The sequence below is a fragment of the Cobetia sp. LC6 genome, from assembly GCF_030264805.1.
GTDB lineage: Bacteria > Pseudomonadota > Gammaproteobacteria > Pseudomonadales > Halomonadaceae > Cobetia.
Map to the genome: position 1 here is coordinate 197,888 of NZ_JASSPL010000003.1, position 20,012 is coordinate 217,899.

Genomic DNA, 20,012 nt, shown 5'->3' on the forward strand with positions numbered 1-20,012 from the left:
GCGCCTCCCCCATCACCCCGCTTGCTGTCACGGGCCTCCAGCCGCGACAATAGCGGCCATCTCCTTCATCTTCATTCCGGCTTCGCGCCCGAGGTTTGTGCATGTCTACCGCCTACCAGCCTGACTCCATCGCGGCCCTGGCCACTCCGCCCGGCCGTGGTGGCGTCGGCATCATCCGTGTCTCCGGCCCGGCCTGTCAGGCCATCGCCCAGGCCATGCTGGGCCAATGCCCGTCGGCACGCCGCGCCCACTATGGTCCCTTCATGGGGCTGGATACCCAGGGCAACCCCATCGCCCTCGATGAAGGCATCGCGCTCTACTTCCAGGGCCCGAATTCCTTCACCGGCGAGGACGTGCTGGAGCTGCAAGGGCACGGCGGCCCGGTGATCATGGACCTGCTGCTGGAGCGCTGCGTGCAGCTGGGCGCACGCCTGGCACGCCCCGGTGAATTCAGCGAGCGCGCCTTCCTCAACGACAAGCTGGATCTCGCCCAGGCCGAGGCCATCGCCGACCTGATCGACGCCAGCTCACGCGCAGCGGCCGAGAATGCGCTGCGCTCGCTCAAGGGCGAGTTCTCGACGCGCGTCAGCGCGCTGGTGCAGCGCCTGATCGAGCTGCGCATCTACGTCGAGGCCGCCATCGACTTCCCCGAAGAGGAAATCGACTTCCTGGCCGACGGCCATGTCGCGGCGCGCCTCAATGAGGTCAAGGCAGAGCTGGTGGGCGTGCGCGCCGCTGCCAACCAGGGCGCTCTGATGCGCGAGGGCATGACGGTGGTGATCGCCGGCCGCCCGAATGCCGGCAAGTCGAGCCTGCTCAATGCGCTGACCGAGCAGGACACCGCCATCGTCACCGACATCGAAGGCACCACCCGCGACGTGCTGCGTGAGCACATCCATCTCGACGGCATGCCGCTGCATATCATCGATACCGCCGGGCTGCGCGACACGCCGGACGCTGTCGAGCGCATCGGCGTGCAGCGCGCCTGGGACGAGATCGAGAAGGCGGACCGCGTCCTGCTGCTGGTCGATGCCGCGACTACCTCGGCGACGGACCCGATGGAGATCTGGCCGGAGTTCGTCGCGCGCCTGCCGGACCCGTCCCGCCTGACGCTGGTCCGCAACAAGATCGATACCAGCGGCGAGACGCCGGGGCTGACCGCCATCACCGCAACGCAGGATGGTGATGCCGAGCTGGCACGCCACCAGGCCAGCGTGGTGCGCATCTCGGCGCGCGACAATCAGGGCCTCGATGCGCTGCGTGATCACCTCAAGGACATCATGGGCTTCACCGGCACGGCAGAGGGTCGCTTCAGCGCCCGCCGCCGCCACCTGGATGCGCTGGAACGCGCTGGCGAGTCCCTCGACAACGGCGACGCCCAGCTGCATGGCGCCGGTGCCGGGGAGCTGCTGGCCGAAGACCTGCGCGCCGCCCAGATGGCGCTGTCCGAGATCACCGGCGAATTCTCCGCCGATGACCTGCTCGGAGAAATCTTCGGCAGCTTCTGCATCGGCAAGTGATTGCACCGAAGTGATCGCACCGAGCTGACTCCCGCCCGCAGGCGGGCTCTCCTCTTGTCGACAGTGCTTGCGTCTGGCTGTCTCCCTCTCGTTATACTGCCTCTGCCGACCCCTCCGAGTGGCGGAGGCGGGCAGGGGCAGACCGGGAGCCGACATGGCGGGACGCGCGACATCGAACAGACCGCAGGATGCCCATCGCGAGTCCCGTGACTCCAGTGCCTCCCCTCCGCCGGCCCCTGACGCCGAGCTGACTACCGGGCCTCTCCCCGAGGCCCCGTTGCGCCACCTGCTGCTCGACTTCTTCACCCGCCATTGGCCCCGCTATCTGCTGGCCATCGCGTTCCTGATCGGGGTCGCGGGGCTGAATCTGCTGTTGCCGTGGGCCATCGGCGCCACCATCGACGCGTTGCGTGACGGCAGCCTGGACCACGACGCCTTGCTGAAACGCCTGTTGTGGCTGGTAGGCGCGGGGCTCGTGCTCTATGCACTGCGCTATGCCTGGCGCGTGACGCTGTTCGGTACCGCCTATCAGCTGGGGACGGAGCAACGTGATGCCTTCCATGCCAAGCTGACGCGCCTGGACCCCGGCTTCTACCAGCGCCATCGCACCGGAGACCTGATGGCGCACGCCAGTCAGGACATCGATGCCGTGGAGATGGCCGCCGCAGAAGGCGTGCTGTCCAGTGTCGATGGCGCCATGACCTTCGTGCTGGTGCTCGGCATCATGTTGATCGCCATCGATGTGCCGCTGACGCTGCTCGCGCTGTTGCCCTTCCCTTTCATGGCCTGGGCCTTCGCACGCATCTCGCGGCGGATCGGAGAGAGTTTCCGCGAATCTCTGGAGCGCTTCTCGGACCTGAATGACCAGACCCAGGAAGCCTTCGCCGGCATTCGCATGCTCAGAAGCCATGCCTTGCTGGAGGATGAAGGCGCAAGGTTCTCTCAGCGTGCCGCCGCCGCCGAAGCCGTCGATTATCGCGTCCAGAAGCTGGAGGCAGCCTTTGATCCGGTGGTGTTCATTGCGCTCTCGGCGGCGACGCTGATGACACTGGGCGTAGGTAGCTGGCGCTATCTGGATGACGCCATCACCCTGGGCCAACTGACCAGCTTCACGCTCTATCTGGCGCAGCTGATCTGGCCGATGTTCGCGCTTGGCTGGTGCCTGAATATCCTGCAGCGCGGCGCGGCAGCCGCACGGCGGCTGGCTACCTTCCACGCCGCACCAGAAGCCCTTGAGGGCAGCGGCACTCTGGACGAGGTCAGTGACCATTCACTACGCTTTGAAATCAATGAATTCCACTACCCGGGCAGCCAGCAACGTGCCTTGGGCCCCCTCTCCCTTCAGGTGGCGGCAGGGGGGAGTCTGGGGATCGTCGGCGCGACCGGCAGTGGCAAGTCCACCTTGCTGCGTCTGCTGTCGCGCAGCTGGCCTCTGACACCTGAGCAAGGGGTCCTGACGCTTGGCGGCAGAGAAGCGAGTGAGTACACACTATCTACCTGGCGTCAGCAGTTCTCACTGGTCCCCCAGGACCCGTTTCTGTTTGCGCTCTCGGTGGCCGACAATGTCGCTCTCGCCTGCCCCGAGGCCTCTGACGAGCGAATCCGCGAGGCGCTGCGCGCAGCAGCCTTCGAGGAGGATCTGCGCCGCCTCCCCCAGGGGTTGGAAACGCTGGTGGGTGAGCGAGGCATCACACTCTCCGGCGGCCAGCGTCAGCGACTGGCATTGGCACGCAGCCTGCTCAGCGAGGCGCCTATCCTGCTGCTGGACGACACCCTCTCGGCGGTCGACCAGGTCACCGAACGCACTCTGCTGAAGACTCTGGCGCGTCTGCAGCAACCCGATCACCACGGCCTCAAGCGCACGCTGATCATCAATTCCCATCGCCTGTCTGCCGTACAGGCCTGCCAGCAGATTCTGGTGCTCGAGGACGGGTGCATCCTGGAACAGGGCGATCACGCCAGTCTGCTGGCCGCCCGCGGCGCCTACTGGCGCCTATGGCAGGCCCAGCAGGTCAACCGCGAAGACGATGCCAAGGCGGAGCGCTCATGAGCCAGGATGCCGCGACACGACCCGACACCCTCAGCGGCACTCGCCTGCTCAGCCGACGGCGGCTGACATTGCTCTGGCAACCGCTGGGCAGGCGCCGCGCAGAGGTCCTGCGCGCGCTGTTGATCCTGATCGCGGCGACCGTACTGGATGTGCTTGGTCCGTGGCTGACCCAGCGCTATCTGGATGACTACCTGATTCCCGGCAACCTCGCTCCCGAGGCTCTGGCCGGATTGGTGGCCATCTACGTGATCACCCAGCTGGGCGCCGCCGCCGGGCGCTATTTCCAGCAGCTGCGCTTTGCCCGTCTGGCCCTCGCCAGCGTGCGCGATATCCGTGAGCGAGTCTTCACACACCTGCTGCATCAACCACTATCGACCCTCGACAATATCGCCGCCGGTGAATTGGTGGCCCGCGTGACCAACGACACCGAGTCGCTCAAGGAGCTGTATATCGGGGTGCTGGCGACACTGATCGGCAATGTGGTGCTGTTGATCGGCATCCTGTCGGCGATGGCCCTGATGGATGGCACCTTGGCGATGATCGCGACGGCGCTGGTACCGCTCTCCATCGGCATGATCTGGCTGTATCAGCGCTTCTCCGGGCGTGCTGCACGCGAGGTACGCCGCCTGCGCGCCTTGCAGAATGCCAGAATTGCCGAGGCGATCGGCGGCATGAGTGTGCTGCAGGCAAGCAACCAGACCGAACGCTTCAGTCAGCGCTACCATCACCTCAACGTCTCCCAGTATCAGGCGCGCATGCGCACGGTGCGTGTGTCGGGGCTGCTGTTGCGTTCGGCCATCGACCTGATGGCGATGCTGATCACGCTCTCGCTGGTCGCCTTGTTCGGGCTGCGCGAACTGGGCGGCGGTGCAGAACTGGGGGTGCTCTACGCGTTCATCGCCTGGTTGGGTCGCATCAGCGAGCCCCTGATCCAGATCACACAGCGACTGCAGGTCTTCCAGTCGGCGCTGGTGGCGACAGGCCGGCTGGAAGAGGTCCTGGACCGGCCGCGCGAGACGCCTGAGCCAGATAAGCGCGCCGCGAGGAAATCCACGCATGGGCACACGGACAACACCGTGATAGCGAGTGGTCACTATCAACTCGAGAATCTGACGTTCCGCCATCAGGGTGCGGAGGGCTCGGCCCTCAAAGGCCTGACGCTTGCCATCGAGAGCGGTGAGTTTCTCGGCGTGGTCGGCCCGACGGGCAGCGGCAAGTCCACCCTGCTCGATCTGCTCAGCGGGCAGCGCCCTGCCCCGGGGTCTCAGCTGCTGCTGGATGGTCGTCCGCTGATGGAGTGGTCGGCTCGACAGCGCGCTACCGCGATAGCCGTCGTCCCGCAGGAGCCCTTCATCCGCGCCACGACACTGCGCGACAACCTGCTGCTGGGACGTGAGATCAGCCAGCAGCACCTGTCACGGGTTCTGCACAAGGCGCATCTGGCGCCGCTGGTCAATAGTCTTCCGCTGGGGCTCGACACCTTGCTGGGCGAGCGCGGCCTGAGTCTTTCCACGGGTGAGCGCCAATTGCTGGCGCTCGGACGCGCACTGGTCACGACACCACGCGTGCTGTTGCTGGATGAGGCCACCGCCAGCATCGATAGCCATACCGAAGCCCTGTTGCAGCAGGCACTGCATGAGCTGCGTGGCGAAGTGACCTTGATCGTGGTGGCACACCGGCTTGCCACAGTGCGCGATGCAGACCGCCTGCTGGTGCTGGAACAGGGCCGCATCACCCAGCTGGGGCCCCATGATGCCCTGATGGCAGAATCCGGCCTCTATCGGCGGTTATGGCGAGAAGACATCGCGCACTGATCAGGCAGGCCAACGGCCCCCATGATGCAAACGCCCCCACAGGCATGGCCTGCGGGGGCGTTGTCAGTCCGAGCTCTTGATATGGCGCTCAGCGTACTGCGTTCATCTCAGTCATCACGGCTTGCGCGGGCCGCGTGGCTTGTTGCCCTGTTTCTTGCCAGACGCTGCCTTGCCTGAATTCGTCTTGCCAGCTGCTGACTTGCCAGAGCTTTCCTTGCTGGCGCCGCCCTTGGCAGCCTTGCCTTTCATGGCATTGCTTTCCTGCTTCTCACGCAGGGCACGCGCTTCACGCGCATCCAGCGGCTTGCCGACATCCTTGTTGTCTTCAGGGCGCTGTTTGGCCGCGTACTTTCTGGGCAGCTTGGTCGTGCTGTTCGGATTGACCTGACCATCACGGCCGATCGCCGGCGTACTGCGCATGCTGACCCGCGTGGTACCTTCGCGGCGGCCCTTGCCCGGCACGCTGGAGGACCAGTCGCTCCAGCTGGCAGAATCCTTGCCCGCCCCCTTGCCTGCCGTCTCGCCCTTGCCGCGCGGACGAGTGGGCTCGACAGCGGCCGTCGACTTGCGCTCGGCAGGCTTCTCACTGACGCGCTTCTCACTCGGCGCCGAATGCCCGTGCACCTGATCCTTGATCTGCGCCTTGATGCTGGTCTTGGGCTTGGCAGTCGCGGAATGACGCTTGCCCTTGGCCTTGGGCGTCGCACTGTCATTGCGCACGCGAGGCTTGGCCCAGCCTTCACCACGCTTGAGCTTCTCGCGCTTGGGCTTGGCCTGGGTCACCTCGACATCGCTGTCGCGCTTGACCTTCTGATTGAGCTTGCGCAGCGCCAGTAGTCGTTCACGCGGCATCGGCTTGGGCTCACTGCGCGCACGGGCGACCTCTTCCGACAGCCACCACAGGCCCTTGTGCTCGACGGCAACCGACTGCGGAGCCGGCAGCGCGCTCTTGAGCACCTCGACCACTTCCTGCATGGCGATGGAGAACTGACGATCGAACTGCCACGGTGGATTGATCACCAGCATGCCGGAACCGTACATGCCGTGATCCCCCTCCGGTGAATCGATCGTCAGCTCACTGCGCCACATCGGTGCCGGCGAATGCTTCTTGAGACGCTCGAGCAGGTCATGCTGACGCCCTGCCGGCAGCAGCGGATACCAGATCATGATGGTGGCATGACGTGACTTGCGCAGGGTCTCGACCACGACATCTGCCACATCACGGTAATCATTCTTCAGCTCATAGCTGGGGTCGATCAGCACGGCGACGCGCGGCGTGGTGACCGGCACGGCCGCCAACAGACCGGACAGACCATCCTGCTGACGACGCATGACCTTGCCGAGGCTGTCACGCTGCACCGGCGCCTGATCGAAGTGGTAGATCTCGCCCGGATGCAGCTCATAGGCCAACAGGCGATCGCCGCGGCGCAGCGACTGGCTCAGCCACCAGGGCGAACCGGGATAGACGCTCAGCTCGCTGGCGCCGCCCTTGGCGACATCCGGCTGCATGTCCGCCAGACGTGCCAGCCAGCGAGCCAACGGCTTGTCAGCTGACGAAGACTTCGGCTCACCCGCATCGGTCAGCCAGCGATCACGCACCTGCCACAACGGCAGAACGCCCTGCTCGTATTCGCGCAGCTGTTCCGTCTCGCGGGCCGCCAACGGATACCAGCCACGACCGGCGTGAGTGTCGATAAACGTAACGGGAGATTCTTTACGTAATAACTGCTCGGCCAGGGTGGTGGCGAGCAGGTGCTTGTGCAGGTCGGCAAAATTGCCAGCGTGATAGGCGTGCTGATAGGCGAGCAAGAGCGCCTCCTTGATACGGCGATATCTGCCACATCCAGCGAGGCAGCAGATAGAAATCGGGGGGCGGCGACGAGAGGAAAACCAGACAAGGCCGCCGAAGGGGCTGAAGGATAGCAGAGATGATCACTTGTCACCCCAAAAGCCGTGCTTGCCAAGCAACGAGGCCCACGCAAAAGCGCAGGCCTCGTGGTCATTCACCATCATGCCGCCATGGCAGCTGATGGATACTCAGCTTTCCATCGGCGTCAGCGTGATCTCGACGCGACGGTTCTGGGCGCGCCCGGAGGCGGTGTCGTTGGATGCCACCGGGCTGGCTTCACCATAACCGCGCATGTTCAGACGGTTGAAGGCGATGCCACCACTGGCCAGATAGTTGCCGACGGCCTGGGCACGCAGCTCGGACAGGTTCTGGTTGTAGTTGCTGGCACCGGTGGAATCGGTATAGCCCGCGATGTTGACGCGGGTCTCGTCGTATTCCTTGAGCACGGTGATGACGCCATCCATGACCGGCTGAATCTGACCGGACAGGGTGCTGGAGTCGGAGCCGAAGGTGACGTTGGACGGCATGTTGAGGATGATCTGGTCGCCGACACGGGTCACGCTGACGCCGGTGCCCTGCAACTGATCGCGCAGCTTGGCTTCCTGAACATCCATGTAATAGCCGATACCACCGCCCGCGGCGGCACCCGCAGCGGCGCCGATCAGCGCCTTGTCGAGACGATGGTTACCACTCTTGGTCGCTCCGGCGATTGCACCGACGACCGCACCGATGCCGGCACCCTTCGCCGCACTGGAGGTCTGCTGCTCATTGGTATACGGGTTGGTCGTGGAACAACCCGCCATCGCGACGGCGGCTGCCAACGGCAGGGCCAGGAGTACAGACTTCTTCATGGTAACGCTCCCTATCTACACACTCATTAAAGGCAAGATGACAATTGCGCAAATAATCGTCATGCCTCCGATAATGCCTGATCAATCAGGTGTCGAACATGGCCAGCAGGTCATTGAGGAACAATAAGCCCCGGGGCGTGGCGCGCAACAGCACGTCATCCTCAACGATGAGCCCGCGCGAGCGCGCCTGGCTCAGGCCCGGCTCCAATGCCTCGCGATCCAGCCCGGTCGTGCGACGCAGATCCTCGAAGCTGACACCCCCGGTCAAGCGCAGTGCATTCATCATGAACTCCAGCGCCAGCTCATCGCGGTCAATTTCCTGCTGACCCGCCACGAACCCGCGAGGGTCCTGCATCCTGCGCAAGTACGCTTCAGGCTGACGACTTTTCCAACGTCGTTGGAGCTGCAACTCATCGTTCAAGTTCCCAGCCGGGTCGGTTTTCAACAACGTCAACTTGCCATGCGCGCCCGCTCCGATGCCCAGGTAATCACCGAATTTCCAGTAATTGAGGTTATGACGCGCGCTGCGCCCTTCAAGGGCATAGGCGGAAATCTCGTAACGACGGAAACCGGCAGCCTCCAGCTCGGCGTGACCATGATCCTGGATATCCCACAGCAGATCATCTTCCGGCAGTACCGGCGGACGCGAATAGAACTCGGTATTCGGCTCCAGCGTCAATTGATACCAGGACAGATGGGTCGGCTTGAGTGCCAGGGCACGCCGGATATCATCCAGCGCCGTCTCCAATGTCTGGCCCGGCAGGCCATGCATCAGATCGATATTGAAATTGTCGAAGCCCGCCGCCCGTGCGCTGGCCACCGCGCGCTCGGCTTCTTCAGCGGAGTGGATACGCCCCAGCACCTCGAGCTGCTCCGGCTGGAAGGTCTGCACGCCCAATGACAAGCGATTGATGCCGGCGGCGCGATAGGCGGCAAAGCGGCCCTGCTCCAGCGTACCGGGATTGGCCTCCAGCGTGACCTCGCAGTCGGCAGAGAACGTCATGCGCGCCCGCAGGCCATCGAACAGTCGCTGGTAAGCCGCTCCGCTCAGCAGGCTCGGCGTGCCGCCGCCGATGAAGATGCTGTGCAATTCACGCTCGGGCTGGCCCTGCAGCAACTGCAGGTCCTGATCGAGATCGGCCAGCAGTGCCGTGATGTATTCCGCTTCAGGCAAGCCGGCATCACGCCCGACCCCGTGGGAGTTGAAGTCACAGTAGGGGCACTTGCGCACGCACCACGGCACGTGAATATAGAGCGACAGAGGCGGCAGGTTCGCGGCGGACATCACGCTTGACCGCTCTGCGCGGCAAGCGCCTCGAGCAACTGCTGCATCGCACGTCCCCGGTGGCTGAGACGGTTCTTGGTCTCGGCATCCAGGGCCGCGGCGGTCATGTCATGCTCCGGCAACCAGAAAAGCGGGTCATAACCGAAGCCACCCTCGCCTTGTGGCGCGTCAAGAACACACCCCTCCCAACTGGCCTGAACGATGATCGGCACCGGGTCTGCCGCATGGCGCAGATAGACGAGCACGCACCAGTAGCGCGCCGTACGCGCTTGCTCAGGCACGCCCTCAAGCGCTGCCAACAGGGCGGCGTTGTTGTCACCATCACCACTACCTTGCTGACGCCGCGCGGCAAAGCGTGCGGAATAGATGCCCGGCTCCCCGCCCAGCGCATCGACTTCGATCCCGGAATCATCTGCCAGCGCCGGCAGGCCGGTGGCCTCTGCGGCGTGGCGCGCCTTGATCAATGCATTCTCGACGAAGGTCAGCCCTGTCTCTTCGGCGTCACTCACTCCCAGCTGCCCTTGAGGAATCGGTTCGATCCCCAGCGGCGCGAGCAGGTGGGAAAATTCACGTAGCTTGCCGGCATTGCCACTGGCCAGTACGAGAGAAGAAGCGGACATGTGAATCTCCGGGATAGGAACAACGAGAATGCGGCCGCGTGTGAGTCACACGGGCGAGGCGCTTGCAGCACCCCATTCTAGCGCGTGCGTCCGATGCGTACACGCGAGGGGTCTGCGCCAGGCACGACTGAGATCCATGGTGTCATGGGCCGATATCACTCATGTGCTCAACTTGATGACTGACAGGCCGATACAGGCTATCTGCCCCATAGCGGGCTAATGCCAGTGCAGGATTTGTCTGTGCCTCGCGGCTCAAGCAAGTAAGCATCAACCGAAAGAATCGCGTAACTCGATGATTTGTATATCTTTAAATTGAGAAATAAAAGGAATATGCGTTATGCCATCTAACACTATGCGCAGCGCCAGCCCCCGGATGACACTCGACTAGACTTCAAGACAACCATCGAATCACCGTGGATTCATGTCTCCGCCTCAGCCTGCTGATGATGAGCCCCCCCAACGCTTGCGACAGGAGCGCCCCCATGACTGCTACCAGAGTCCTGTTCGTGACAAGCCCTTCACCGCAGACCGAACTGTTCGTCGAGTACCTGCAAGAGACACTGAAATGTGTCGTCGAGGCCTGCCACCATGAAGCCCCACTGCCGTCATCTCCCTGCCTGGTGCTGATCGACAGCACCCAGTGCAGTCTGGCCCAGATGATGCGATGGAGTCATATCGACAAGATCGCTGCCTTCAATGTCGAACATGAAGACGATGCCATCTCACTACTTCTGAATATTCCTTTCAGTGGAATCTTCTATCGCCAGGACAGCCTTGAACAGATCAGCAAGGGAATCGGCAAGATACTCGAGAATGAAAACTGGCTGACTCGCAATATCATGCAGACGCTGATTCGTCATTATCGTCAACAACAACAGATTGCCTTTCAGCCTGTCATGGGACTGACACAACGAGAACTGGAAATATTGTCACTCATTGCCTCACAGCAAAGTAATGCAGATATCGCGCATAGATTGATGTTGAGCCAGCACACCGTGAAATCTCATTTATATAACATTTTTCGCAAGATCAGAGTCCACAACCGCCATCAGGCGATCCAGTGGGCCCACGAGCACCTCAACCTTTACATCCCCAAGCGCACGACGGAGCCGGAATCCTGAGGCTCAGGTGACGCTGGGCGACCACCTCTCCCACGAGGCGGACCTGTGAGGTAACCACTGCGACAGAGCATGCCCCAAGTCGGCTACGCGTAGTAAGCGCTTCACTTTTCAAGAGTGAAATGACTCATGTGCAGTACTGCGTCGCATTCCTGACACCCCTCAAATACGTGGATACAAAAAGACAAGCCCAGTTACATAATGACATTGAAGAGACGCTTTTCAGTATTAGATATGTGGTACCTTTGAACCAGTAAAAAGCTTGGTAAAAAAAGCGCAAAGGTCTGGTTTTCATTGCACTCTCGAGAAGGGTCATCATGACCAGCGCTATTTTCATCAGGTTTACGTACTGTTTTTCCTATTCTTTTTCTGGGTCAAATCAGAACTGGAGGGGAAGGATAAACTGGTTATTTTAGCAAGTACTGATTAGAGGTTGCCTTATCCCCACTATCGCGCAATCCTATAAAGGTGCTCAGCGCGTAATGCCCGACGTGAATGAGTGCAGTGCTACACGACTCACCCAACCACACTTCAGATATGGCTCCGCCAAGAAAATCGGTACGACAACTCAGAGGTCTCGCACCATGATTACAGGGAACGCAATGGTGCTGCTGGTGACTGACTGCAATCCGCAGTCAGCGCTTTTCATGGATTACATTCGCCAGCAGCTTGAGTGTCAGGTGGCTTCCGCAAGCCCCGACGAGGATTACACACCCGGGCAGGCAGAAAGAACGATAGTGCTGCTGGACACCGACCACGTCGATGAAGGCACGATGCAACGCTGGGATGCAGATGCCAGCCAGGATGCCAGCGCAGAGCTGGCCGCTATCAACATCAGTGATGAAGAGGAAGCTGCCAGCCTGCTGGTCAGCACCCATCTTCAAGGCGTGTTCTACCGACAGGACAGCCTCTCACTGATCAGCAAGGGCATCGCGAAACTGCTGGAAGGCGACATGTGGATGTCCCGACCGCTGATGACCCGCCTGCTGGATTTCTATCGCCGTCAGCAGCTCAACGCCTATCGCCCGGTCTGTGGTCTGACCCAGCGTGAGGTGGAAATCATCGGCTTGCTGGGCACGGGTGCCTCGAATACCGAGATTGCTGACCAGCTGTTCGTCAGTGAACACACGGTCAAGTCACATCTCTACAACATCTTCCGCAAGATCAAGGTGCATAACCGCATTCAGGCCATGAACTGGGCACGTCAGAACCTGGCAATGCCTGTCTCGCGCACCCCACGCATCGCTCGCAGAGCACAGATGTCGTGAACGGTCGGGGCATGACAAGCCGCCAGGTGGTCGCCTGGGGACTGACATGCTTCAGTCTGTCGCCCGCCTTCGCGCAATCCGCGCCGGAGGCGGTGCGACCCGAGGTATCCGTTGCCAGTGAAGAGCAGCAGGCTCGCCGTCAGGGGGAAGATGGGGTCGCCATCCAGCGCGCTCGCCCCACGCTTTCCGACGGTCTAAGTGGGGTGATGATCGATCGTACCATGACCATGATCGGCAAGACCTTCTTCCGCCAGTTCAGCCAGCAACGCCTCGATAGCCCAGCCATCCGCAACACATCCCTCAGTATCCATGAACGCCCCTCAGCACGCTGGGGCAGCCTCATCTGGATCACCGAAGGCAACAACGTTCTGTATGAAGCGACGCTCCCTCCGCGCCTTAATGACGTGGATATGTACGCCAGCGCCGCTGTATCAAACGTCTCCGACCAGTTCCTGCGTCGCAAGGTCATGGAAGCCCTGCGCAATGACCCGGACATGGCCGGTGACGAATTCTGATGTATTGAAGACCGACATAATAAATGGGCTCCGGACACGGAGACCCTGACAATACGCAAGGGAACAGGGGAACATCATGAAGCATCAGACACTCGCGGTGTCGTTGCTGTTGTCGGCGATGCCGCTATATGCCGGTGAACTCATCTATCAGCCCATCAACCCGAGTTTTGGTGGCAACCCTCTCAATGGCAGCTATCTGCTTGGCAAGGCCCAGGCCCAGGACACCCACGAGGATCCTGATGCCTACTCCTTCGATAGTCTTTCCGAAACAGAACTTTTCATCAGCGACCTGCGCAATAGCCTGGTATCCGATGCCATCACCGATGCTGTCGATTCCACAGAACCCGGCCGCTCCAGCGTGATCGACAGCGCTCAGCTGCGTGTCGAAGTCATCAGTAACGGCAATGGCGGTTTCTCCATGCAGGTGCTTGATCGCGCCACAGGTGAAACCACCGTCATCAACCTCGGCACATCAGGCAATACATTCTGATCCGCTACTGATGAAAGGTTTCGCTCAATGAAGACACTCACTTCCATGCTGGCCGTCGCCAGCCTGGCGCTTGCTGGCTGTGCACCGATGGTCGCCAATACCCAGGGTCTTGAAGGGGTGCCCAGCACCTTGATGCCAAGAACCTCCACCTATCAGGATCTGATCAGTCTACCGCCTCCTGCCGGCCGTATCCCGGTCGCCATCTACGACTTCCGTGACCAGACGGGCCAGTACCGGCCTGCCCCTGCCAGTACCTTCTCTACGGCGGTCACCCAGGGCGGAGCCGCCATGCTGAGCGCCGCATTGTCGGACTCCGGCTGGTTCATCCCCCTCGAGCGCGTGGGACTGCAGAACCTGCTGACAGAGCGCAAGATCATCCGTGCCAACATGGAGCGCACAGGCCAGAATGATCTTGCCGCGCTGCAAGCTGCCAACCTGCTGTTCGAGGGTGGCATCATTGCCTTCGACTCCAATGTCAGAACAGGCGGGGCAGGCGCGGAATACTTCGGCATCGGCGCCTCTGGTCAGTATCAGGTAGATCAGGTGACGGTCAATCTACGCGCTGTCGATATCACCACGGGGCAGGTCATCGCCAACGTCAATACCAGCAAGACGATCTACTCCCGGGAGCTGAGAGCGGGCGTCTATCGCTTCATCGATTTCAGTCGCTTGCTGGAGATGGAGGCGGGGTATACCAGCAATGAACCCGTACAGATGGCGGTCATGTCCGCCATCGAATCCGCCGTGATTCACTTGATTGCGCAAGGCGTCGAACGCCAGCTCTGGGTTCTCCAGGACCCGGACAGCCTTCAGACATCAGAACTGATGGAGTATCTGCAAGCCCCGACTCCGATGTTGTAGAGCCGGCACACATCCAAGCCCCCGAAGAGAGCATCGTGGTATTCGCGGTGTTTATCTCTCCCTTGAAAGGCAGTCACCTCACAAGAGGTGGCTGCCTTTTTCGTATCGGCATAAACATAAGAGATAAATAAAACAACAAAGCATGAAGTAGCATGCGTCTAATACCGTCAACAGTAATACCTCCCTGAACGGTGCTGAAAATCTGGCCACCCTTTGTCATTACACACCGCTAATGGGCAAGACATTATGAGTAGCAATCTCTAGCCCTCATAAACCCGAAAATGACTGATGGCGATGGCCTCGATAAAGACCAATAGTTAGTGCACTTAGACGGTCACCTGGATGGACTCACGCCATGGCTTCGGCAAAGCATCAACAAATAAGAATGCTACAGGCCTGCCTTTTCTTTTCATCACTGACACTCAGCTTATGGGTGTTGGCCAATGACCTGGCGACCACCTCCGAATTGGGAAGCAGCCACTCAGTGGCAGTCATCGAGCAATCTGGCACATACAACACAGCGATGATCGCTCAGCATGGCAATGGCAACGCCTCATTGATTGGCCAGAGCGGTGCCCTGAATGAAGCAGGTGTCGACCAATATGGCAATGGAAACACGGCATACACACTGCAAGAGGGTGCCCTGCATGAGGCCAGCATTCTTCAGCATGGCCAATATCATGATGCGCTGATCATTCAGCAAGGTGTTGGTCAAAGCGCCAGCATTCAGCAGATAGGCATCGGGGGAAGCGCCACGCTTCTACAACAGGCCAGTAGTCAGATACCGGCAAGTATCACTCAATATTCACGGGGCCATATGCGTGTCCAGGTCATACAACAGTGATCTTTATCACGATGGCTCGCATGACATCGCTCCATGACAATGATGCTTGTGAAGGTGATGGCTGAACAGCCGCTTTCATCGAATCGCCAATACGAATTTTGCCTGGCCAGGAGAGGTTCTCACTTACATGTAGTCAAGAGACCTGCATGACGAATACAACCTCCTGGCAAGGCCATAAAAGAGCAGTAGCAGTACAACATGATGTCGCGGATCACGAAAAACCAGACTGTCATCATGTCAGGGGATGCATGACCAGAAGCAAGTCAATAATAAAAACACAACTCAAAAAATGATCTACACAAGGGAACAAACCATGAAAATCCAAATGAGCCTGCTGGCTGTCGCGATTGCCTTTTCCTCTCAGGCCATGGCAGACAACAACACCGCAGATGTCGATCAAACTGGCTTCATGAACATGGCCAATGTTGGCCAGACATCACGTGATGGTGGGTCTCTCGACAGCTCCCACGATAGTGATATTGATCAGGTCGGCCTCTACAACAAGGCGAACAGCTATCAGAACGGCGTCAATCATACGATTCGCATCAATCAGCTGGGTGGCGCCAACAAGGTAGAATCAACCCAATACAGCAGCACCAATACCGGTATCGTCAACCAGACTGGCGTCTACAATTCCGTTGACCTGAACCAGAAAAGCTACAAGCATCTCACCCGTGTCACTCAGGATGGCTTTGCCAACCATTCTGAATCGTGGCAGGGCGCTAGTGGCTCCCCGGCGGGACGTGAAAATACTCTTGTCGTGACTCAGACAGGAGCATTCAATGACTCCATGGCCACCCAGCAAGGCAGTTACGCCATTGCCCGAGTGACCCAAGGCGGCTATCAGCACGCCTCGGATGTTATGCAGACCGGCGAATACAACCGTGCACGTGTCACTCAGGAAGGCCGCTTCAACAACTCCACAGTAACGCAGACTGGTGAGCTGGGTCTTGCCGTCGTGACCCAGACCGGATCACGTATCGATTCCACCGTCACCCAGGCTGGCGCCAATCAAGTCGCACGGGTCACGCAGGATGGCAGCTCTCATGACTCGCTCGTCAACCAGAGCGATGCGAACAATACCGCGCTGGTGAACCAGTCCGACATGCTGCAGTACTCCGATATCAGCCAGACAGGCAGCGAGAACCTGGCCATCAACAATCAGAGTGGCTACTCCAACTACGCCATCGTCGAACAGGGCGGTACCAACAGTGACTCACTGATTACCCAGACCGGCCTCAACGACCATGCTCGCGTCCAGCAGACGGGATCTGGTCACACCTCTGATGTCCTTCAGCAGTCTGGGGGGTTCCTGAGCTTCGTCGCCAACCGTGCTCACGTCGTTCAATCAGGCGCCATGAACGCTTCCAGCGTGACCCAGACTGGCGGTGGCAACGTAGCCAACGTGATGCAGTATTGATCACGCGCCAGCCAGGATGTCTTACAGAACCCCGCGCAAGCGGGGTTTTCGTTTTTTCGCCCGGTGGACCCCCATAATGAAAAAGGCCGCTGACAGGGTCGTCAGCGGCCTTCCAGTACCAGCCGCGAAACATCTATCGCAGCGGCAAGTTACTTCTTTGGCGCTGTCACGGCACCCTCCGGGAAGGGCTTGCGATAACTCTCAAGGCTTTCATCCACCATCTGGCGGCCCTTGCTGACCTGCCTGTTGCCGCTGGCGAACCCCGCCTTGCCCCATGACAACGATCGCTCACCTCAATGCAGCCTGAGCTGCTCACGAATCAGACGAGCCAAGGTGACATTGGCGTTGGGTGCTGTCGTGTCGATATGGACCAGCTGACCATGCTCTTCTGGCGCAAATGGCTCGCGATTGGCCAATTGCTTGTCGAGCACTTCCAGTCCCGCTTCGGAAGCCTCGCCACTGCGCTGACTACGCTTGATGATGCGCTTGCGCAGCGTCTCGTCATCGGCCTCGAAGCTGATCATCAGTACCGGCAGGCCACGGGCTTCTGCCTCATGACGCAGGCGATCACGCTGCACCTTCTTCAGGCAGGTGGCGTCGATGCAGACGGGGATACCCGATTCCAGCAGCGTGGCTGACAGATTCGAGAGTCGCTCGTAGGTCGCATGGGTAGCCTGGGGGGTATAGATGCCACCATTGAGCCCGGACTCGGTATCGGCATCCGCCGCAAAGCCATACAGGCGCTTGCGCTCCACATCACTGCGAATACGCACGCCGCCCAGCTCGCGCACCATCTCTTCCGTGAAGCGACTCTTGCCACTGCCGGAGACACCCACACCGATGATCATGTAAGGGAAGCGGATCTCGCTATAACGCTCCGCCAGCCCGATATAGCGCTCGTACTCGGCCAGCACATCGGCGCGATCCGCCTCACACAGGTCCGGTTGGTGATAGCGAATCATCGCCACCTTGGCCCGGATCAGTGCGCGATAGATCTTGTAGTACGGCAGCAGACGCACCAGCGAGTAATCACCGGAGAGCTCGAGATAACGGTTGAGTGCATGATGGGCAAAGGCCTGCTCATCACGCGCTTCGAGATCCATCACCAGGAAGGCCAGGTCACAACCGACATCGTTCCAGCGCAATTCTTCATTGAACTCGATGCCGTCAAACAACAGAGCACGGCCTTCATGGCGCACGGCGTTACCCAGGTGGATATCACCGTGAGTCTCACGCACGAAGCCTTCCTGCCAGCGACGCTCGAACTCGGGATTGAGGCGCTGGAAGGTCTCTTCTGTCCACTGCTTGAGCAGCGCGAGTCGCTTGATGGCCTCGGCATCATCGCCGAGGCGGGGACGAATCAGTTCGAACTCGTTGTCGATGGTACGACTGACCATCTGCGGGCTACCCAGCTCGCTATCGCCCTGGATGCGCTCGGCCTGCTCATGGAAGGCCACCAGCTGGTCGACCAGATCATCCAGCAATTCCAGCGACAGCTCGCCACTGGCCTGCAGGGCGCTGAACAGATGGCGATTGGAGAACTGGCGCATCTTGACCGCGTACTCGAAGACAGCACTGTCGTCTCCGATGCGCGGAGCCTCGGGCGTGCCCGAGATCGCCACGGTATCCAGATACAGCGTCGGTGCCAGACGGCGGTTGAGGCGCACTTCCTGTTCGCACAGGAGCTTGCGGCGCTCAAGGGTCGAGAAATCCAGGAAGCTGCCGAAATCCAGCGGCTTCTTGATCTTGTAGGCGTAGTCGCCGGTCAGCACGATCCACGAGATATGCGTCTCGTGCACTTCGATATCCTTCACGGGGTGATCGAAGCAATCGGCTGTGTGAAGGGCTCGAATCAAGGCCTGGCTCAAGGTCGTCTCCGCTAAGGCAAGCTGGCTATAAGGTCATTAGCGCAATCGCTATCGTTGGCGACAAGTGTACCGGATGGCAGCCCGCCCGGCAGCCTGCCGAGCGGGTTCCTGTCTGCGTTGGCCAACCCGCGGACTCAGGTACTGTATTACGTCGCACTCAGTTCGATGAGGACATCTGCGCAAAGACCCGCTCAGCCGCATCCAGCGTGGCCTGGATATCCGCATCGGTGTGCGCCGCGGACATGAAGCCGGCTTCATAGGCGGAGGGTGCCAGATAGACGCCTTCGGCGAGCATCGCGTTGAAGAAGGTCACGAAATCCTGCTGACGGCAGCGCGTGGCGGAGGCGAAATTGCTGACTTCTGCGTCATCGGTGAAGAAGACACCGAACATGCCACCGGCATGCTGGGTGATCAGACGGATGCCTGCCGCCTTGGCACGGCTTTCCAGGCCTTCACACAGCATCTCGACCTTGCGTGAAAGCTCGGCGTGGAAGCCGGGCGCCTTGAGCTTGCGCAGCAGCGCGACGCCAGCGGCCATCGCCAGCGGATTGCCTGCCAGCGTCCCGGCCTGGTAGACCGGCCCCAGCGGCGAGAGGTGGTGCATGATCTCGCGCTTGCCGCCGAAGGCACCCACCGGCATGCCGCCGCCGACGATCTTTCCCAGGCAGGTCAGGTCCGGCGTGATGCCGTAATGCGCCTGAGCGCCACCCAGGGCGACACGGAAGCCCGTCATCACCTCATCGAGGATCAGCACGCTGCCATGGGCATCGCACACTTCACGCAGGCTTTCCAGGAAGCCCGGAACCGGCGGAATGCAGTTCATGTTGCCGGCGACCGGCTCGACGATGATGCAGGCGATCTCGTCACCCAGCTCGGCGAAGCAACGACGCACGCCCTCGGCATCGTTGTAGTCCAGCGTGATGGTGTGCTCGGCCAGCGACGCCGGCACGCCCGGGGAGCTGGGCTCGCCATGGGTCAGCGCGCCGGAACCGGCCTTGACCAGCAGCGAGTCGGAGTGACCGTGATAGTTACCCTCGAACTTGACGATCTTGTCACGACCGGTGAAACCACGCGCCAGGCGAATCGCCGACATGGTGGCTTCGGTGCCGGAGTTGGTCATGCGCACCATGTCGAGGCTCGGCAGCATCTCGCAGATCAGCTCGGCCATCTCGGACTCGATCTCGGTGGGCGCGCCGAAGGACAGGCCACTCTCGAGACGCTCGCGCACGGCGCTGAGCACATCTTCATCGGCGTGACCGGTGATCATCGGCCCCCAGGAACCGACGTAATCGATATAGCGCGTATTTTCCACATCGAACAGATACGCGCCCTTGGCATGGTCGATGAACACCGGCGGACGATGCAGTCCCTTGAAGGCGCGGACCGGCGAGTTGACGCCACCGGGAATATGACGGCTGGCGCGTTCGAACTGGGCAGCGGACGTGGTCATGACATACCTCTTGATAAGCGGCGGGCGGCACATCGGCCGCGAAAATGGAGAAAGGGTGATCAGACACAAAGAGGCTGTGGATAACGTGAGTGCAGCTTGTCCACAGCAAAAAAACGGCCCGATAGCCTCGGGGCGGCAAAGGGGGGTGTGGATAATCCGAATGCCGTCGATGGCGACAGCTTAACGCGA

General features: G+C 60.6%; 16 protein-coding genes. 10 read left to right on the forward strand and 6 right to left on the reverse strand.

Annotation, left to right across the window (positions count from 1 at the left end; genetic code table 11):
- The first annotated feature begins 101 nt into the window (after positions 1-101).
- From mnmE to QQF40_RS05850, 3 genes are all read left to right on the forward strand, one after another.
- The gene (gene mnmE / locus QQF40_RS05840; RefSeq protein WP_285460690.1) at positions 102-1,520 is read left to right on the forward strand and encodes a tRNA uridine-5-carboxymethylaminomethyl(34) synthesis GTPase MnmE; all 1,419 of its coding nucleotides are present in this window, start codon (positions 102-104) and stop codon (positions 1,518-1,520) included.
- A 154-nt stretch (positions 1,521-1,674) separates the two neighbouring features.
- Entirely contained in the window at positions 1,675-3,570 is a 1,896-nt protein-coding gene (locus QQF40_RS05845) for an ABC transporter ATP-binding protein (RefSeq protein ID WP_285460691.1), read from the forward strand.
- A complete protein-coding gene (locus tag QQF40_RS05850; RefSeq protein WP_285460692.1) occupies positions 3,567-5,384 on the forward strand; it encodes an ABC transporter ATP-binding protein in 1,818 nt (605 codons plus the stop codon). The genes QQF40_RS05845 and QQF40_RS05850 overlap by 4 nt, the downstream gene beginning before the upstream one ends.
- 114 nt (positions 5,385-5,498) lie before the next feature.
- Here QQF40_RS05850 and QQF40_RS05855 read toward each other — a convergent pair whose 3' ends face one another.
- The 4 genes from QQF40_RS05855 to rdgB form a co-directional block, all read right to left on the reverse strand.
- Entirely contained in the window at positions 5,499-7,193 is a 1,695-nt protein-coding gene (locus QQF40_RS05855; RefSeq protein ID WP_175088919.1) for a 23S rRNA (adenine(2030)-N(6))-methyltransferase RlmJ, read from the reverse strand.
- Positions 7,194-7,421: 228 nt separating this feature from the next.
- On the reverse strand, positions 7,422-8,084 hold the full coding sequence (locus QQF40_RS05860; RefSeq protein ID WP_043331663.1) for a YiaD family glycine zipper/OmpA-like lipoprotein: 663 nt from the start codon (positions 8,082-8,084) through the stop codon (positions 7,422-7,424).
- Between the two features lie 85 nt (positions 8,085-8,169).
- Positions 8,170-9,369, reverse strand: coding sequence for a radical SAM family heme chaperone HemW (gene hemW / locus QQF40_RS05865; RefSeq protein ID WP_285460693.1), 1,200 nt, complete (start codon positions 9,367-9,369; stop codon positions 8,170-8,172).
- The gene (gene rdgB, locus QQF40_RS05870; protein WP_175088917.1) at positions 9,369-9,989 is read right to left on the reverse strand and encodes an RdgB/HAM1 family non-canonical purine NTP pyrophosphatase; all 621 of its coding nucleotides are present in this window, start codon (positions 9,987-9,989) and stop codon (positions 9,369-9,371) included. Before rdgB ends, hemW begins: the two co-directional genes overlap by 1 nt.
- A gap of 482 nt (positions 9,990-10,471) precedes the next feature.
- On the opposite strand from rdgB, the gene QQF40_RS05875 reads away from it, so the two are divergent.
- The 7 genes from QQF40_RS05875 (at position 10,472) to QQF40_RS05905 (ending at position 16,505) form a co-directional block, all read left to right on the forward strand.
- On the forward strand, positions 10,472-11,110 hold the full coding sequence (locus QQF40_RS05875; protein WP_052384307.1) for a LuxR C-terminal-related transcriptional regulator: 639 nt from the start codon (positions 10,472-10,474) through the stop codon (positions 11,108-11,110).
- A 581-nt stretch (positions 11,111-11,691) separates the two neighbouring features.
- Positions 11,692-12,375 (forward strand): LuxR C-terminal-related transcriptional regulator, encoded by a 684-nt coding sequence (locus tag QQF40_RS05880; RefSeq protein WP_043331668.1) that lies wholly within the window; start codon positions 11,692-11,694, stop codon positions 12,373-12,375.
- A gap of 11 nt (positions 12,376-12,386) precedes the next feature.
- Positions 12,387-12,890, forward strand: coding sequence for a CsgE family curli-type amyloid fiber assembly protein (locus tag QQF40_RS05885; RefSeq protein ID WP_285460694.1), 504 nt, complete (start codon positions 12,387-12,389; stop codon positions 12,888-12,890).
- 76 nt (positions 12,891-12,966) lie between these two features.
- On the forward strand, positions 12,967-13,380 hold the full coding sequence (locus QQF40_RS05890) for a curli assembly protein CsgF (RefSeq protein WP_054556371.1): 414 nt from the start codon (positions 12,967-12,969) through the stop codon (positions 13,378-13,380).
- Between the two features lie 27 nt (positions 13,381-13,407).
- Positions 13,408-14,241: a CsgG/HfaB family protein gene (locus tag QQF40_RS05895; RefSeq protein ID WP_175088915.1), complete on the forward strand. Its 834-nt coding sequence runs from the start codon at positions 13,408-13,410 to the stop codon at positions 14,239-14,241.
- Positions 14,242-14,596: 355 nt separating this feature from the next.
- The gene (locus tag QQF40_RS05900) at positions 14,597-15,085 is read left to right on the forward strand and encodes a hypothetical protein (RefSeq protein ID WP_285460695.1); all 489 of its coding nucleotides are present in this window, start codon (positions 14,597-14,599) and stop codon (positions 15,083-15,085) included.
- 244 nt (positions 15,086-15,329) lie between these two features.
- Positions 15,330-16,505: a hypothetical protein gene (locus QQF40_RS05905; RefSeq protein ID WP_175088913.1), complete on the forward strand. Its 1,176-nt coding sequence runs from the start codon at positions 15,330-15,332 to the stop codon at positions 16,503-16,505.
- A 293-nt stretch (positions 16,506-16,798) separates the two neighbouring features.
- Here the strand turns inward: QQF40_RS05905 and QQF40_RS05910 are convergent, their stop codons facing one another.
- Both QQF40_RS05910 and hemL read right to left on the reverse strand, forming a co-directional pair.
- Entirely contained in the window at positions 16,799-18,319 is a 1,521-nt protein-coding gene (locus QQF40_RS05910) for a bifunctional aminoglycoside phosphotransferase/ATP-binding protein (protein ID WP_225347450.1), read from the reverse strand.
- Positions 18,320-18,530: 211 nt separating this feature from the next.
- On the reverse strand, positions 18,531-19,823 hold the full coding sequence (gene hemL, locus QQF40_RS05915) for a glutamate-1-semialdehyde 2,1-aminomutase (protein ID WP_175088911.1): 1,293 nt from the start codon (positions 19,821-19,823) through the stop codon (positions 18,531-18,533).
- Positions 19,824-20,012 lie beyond the last annotated feature (189 nt).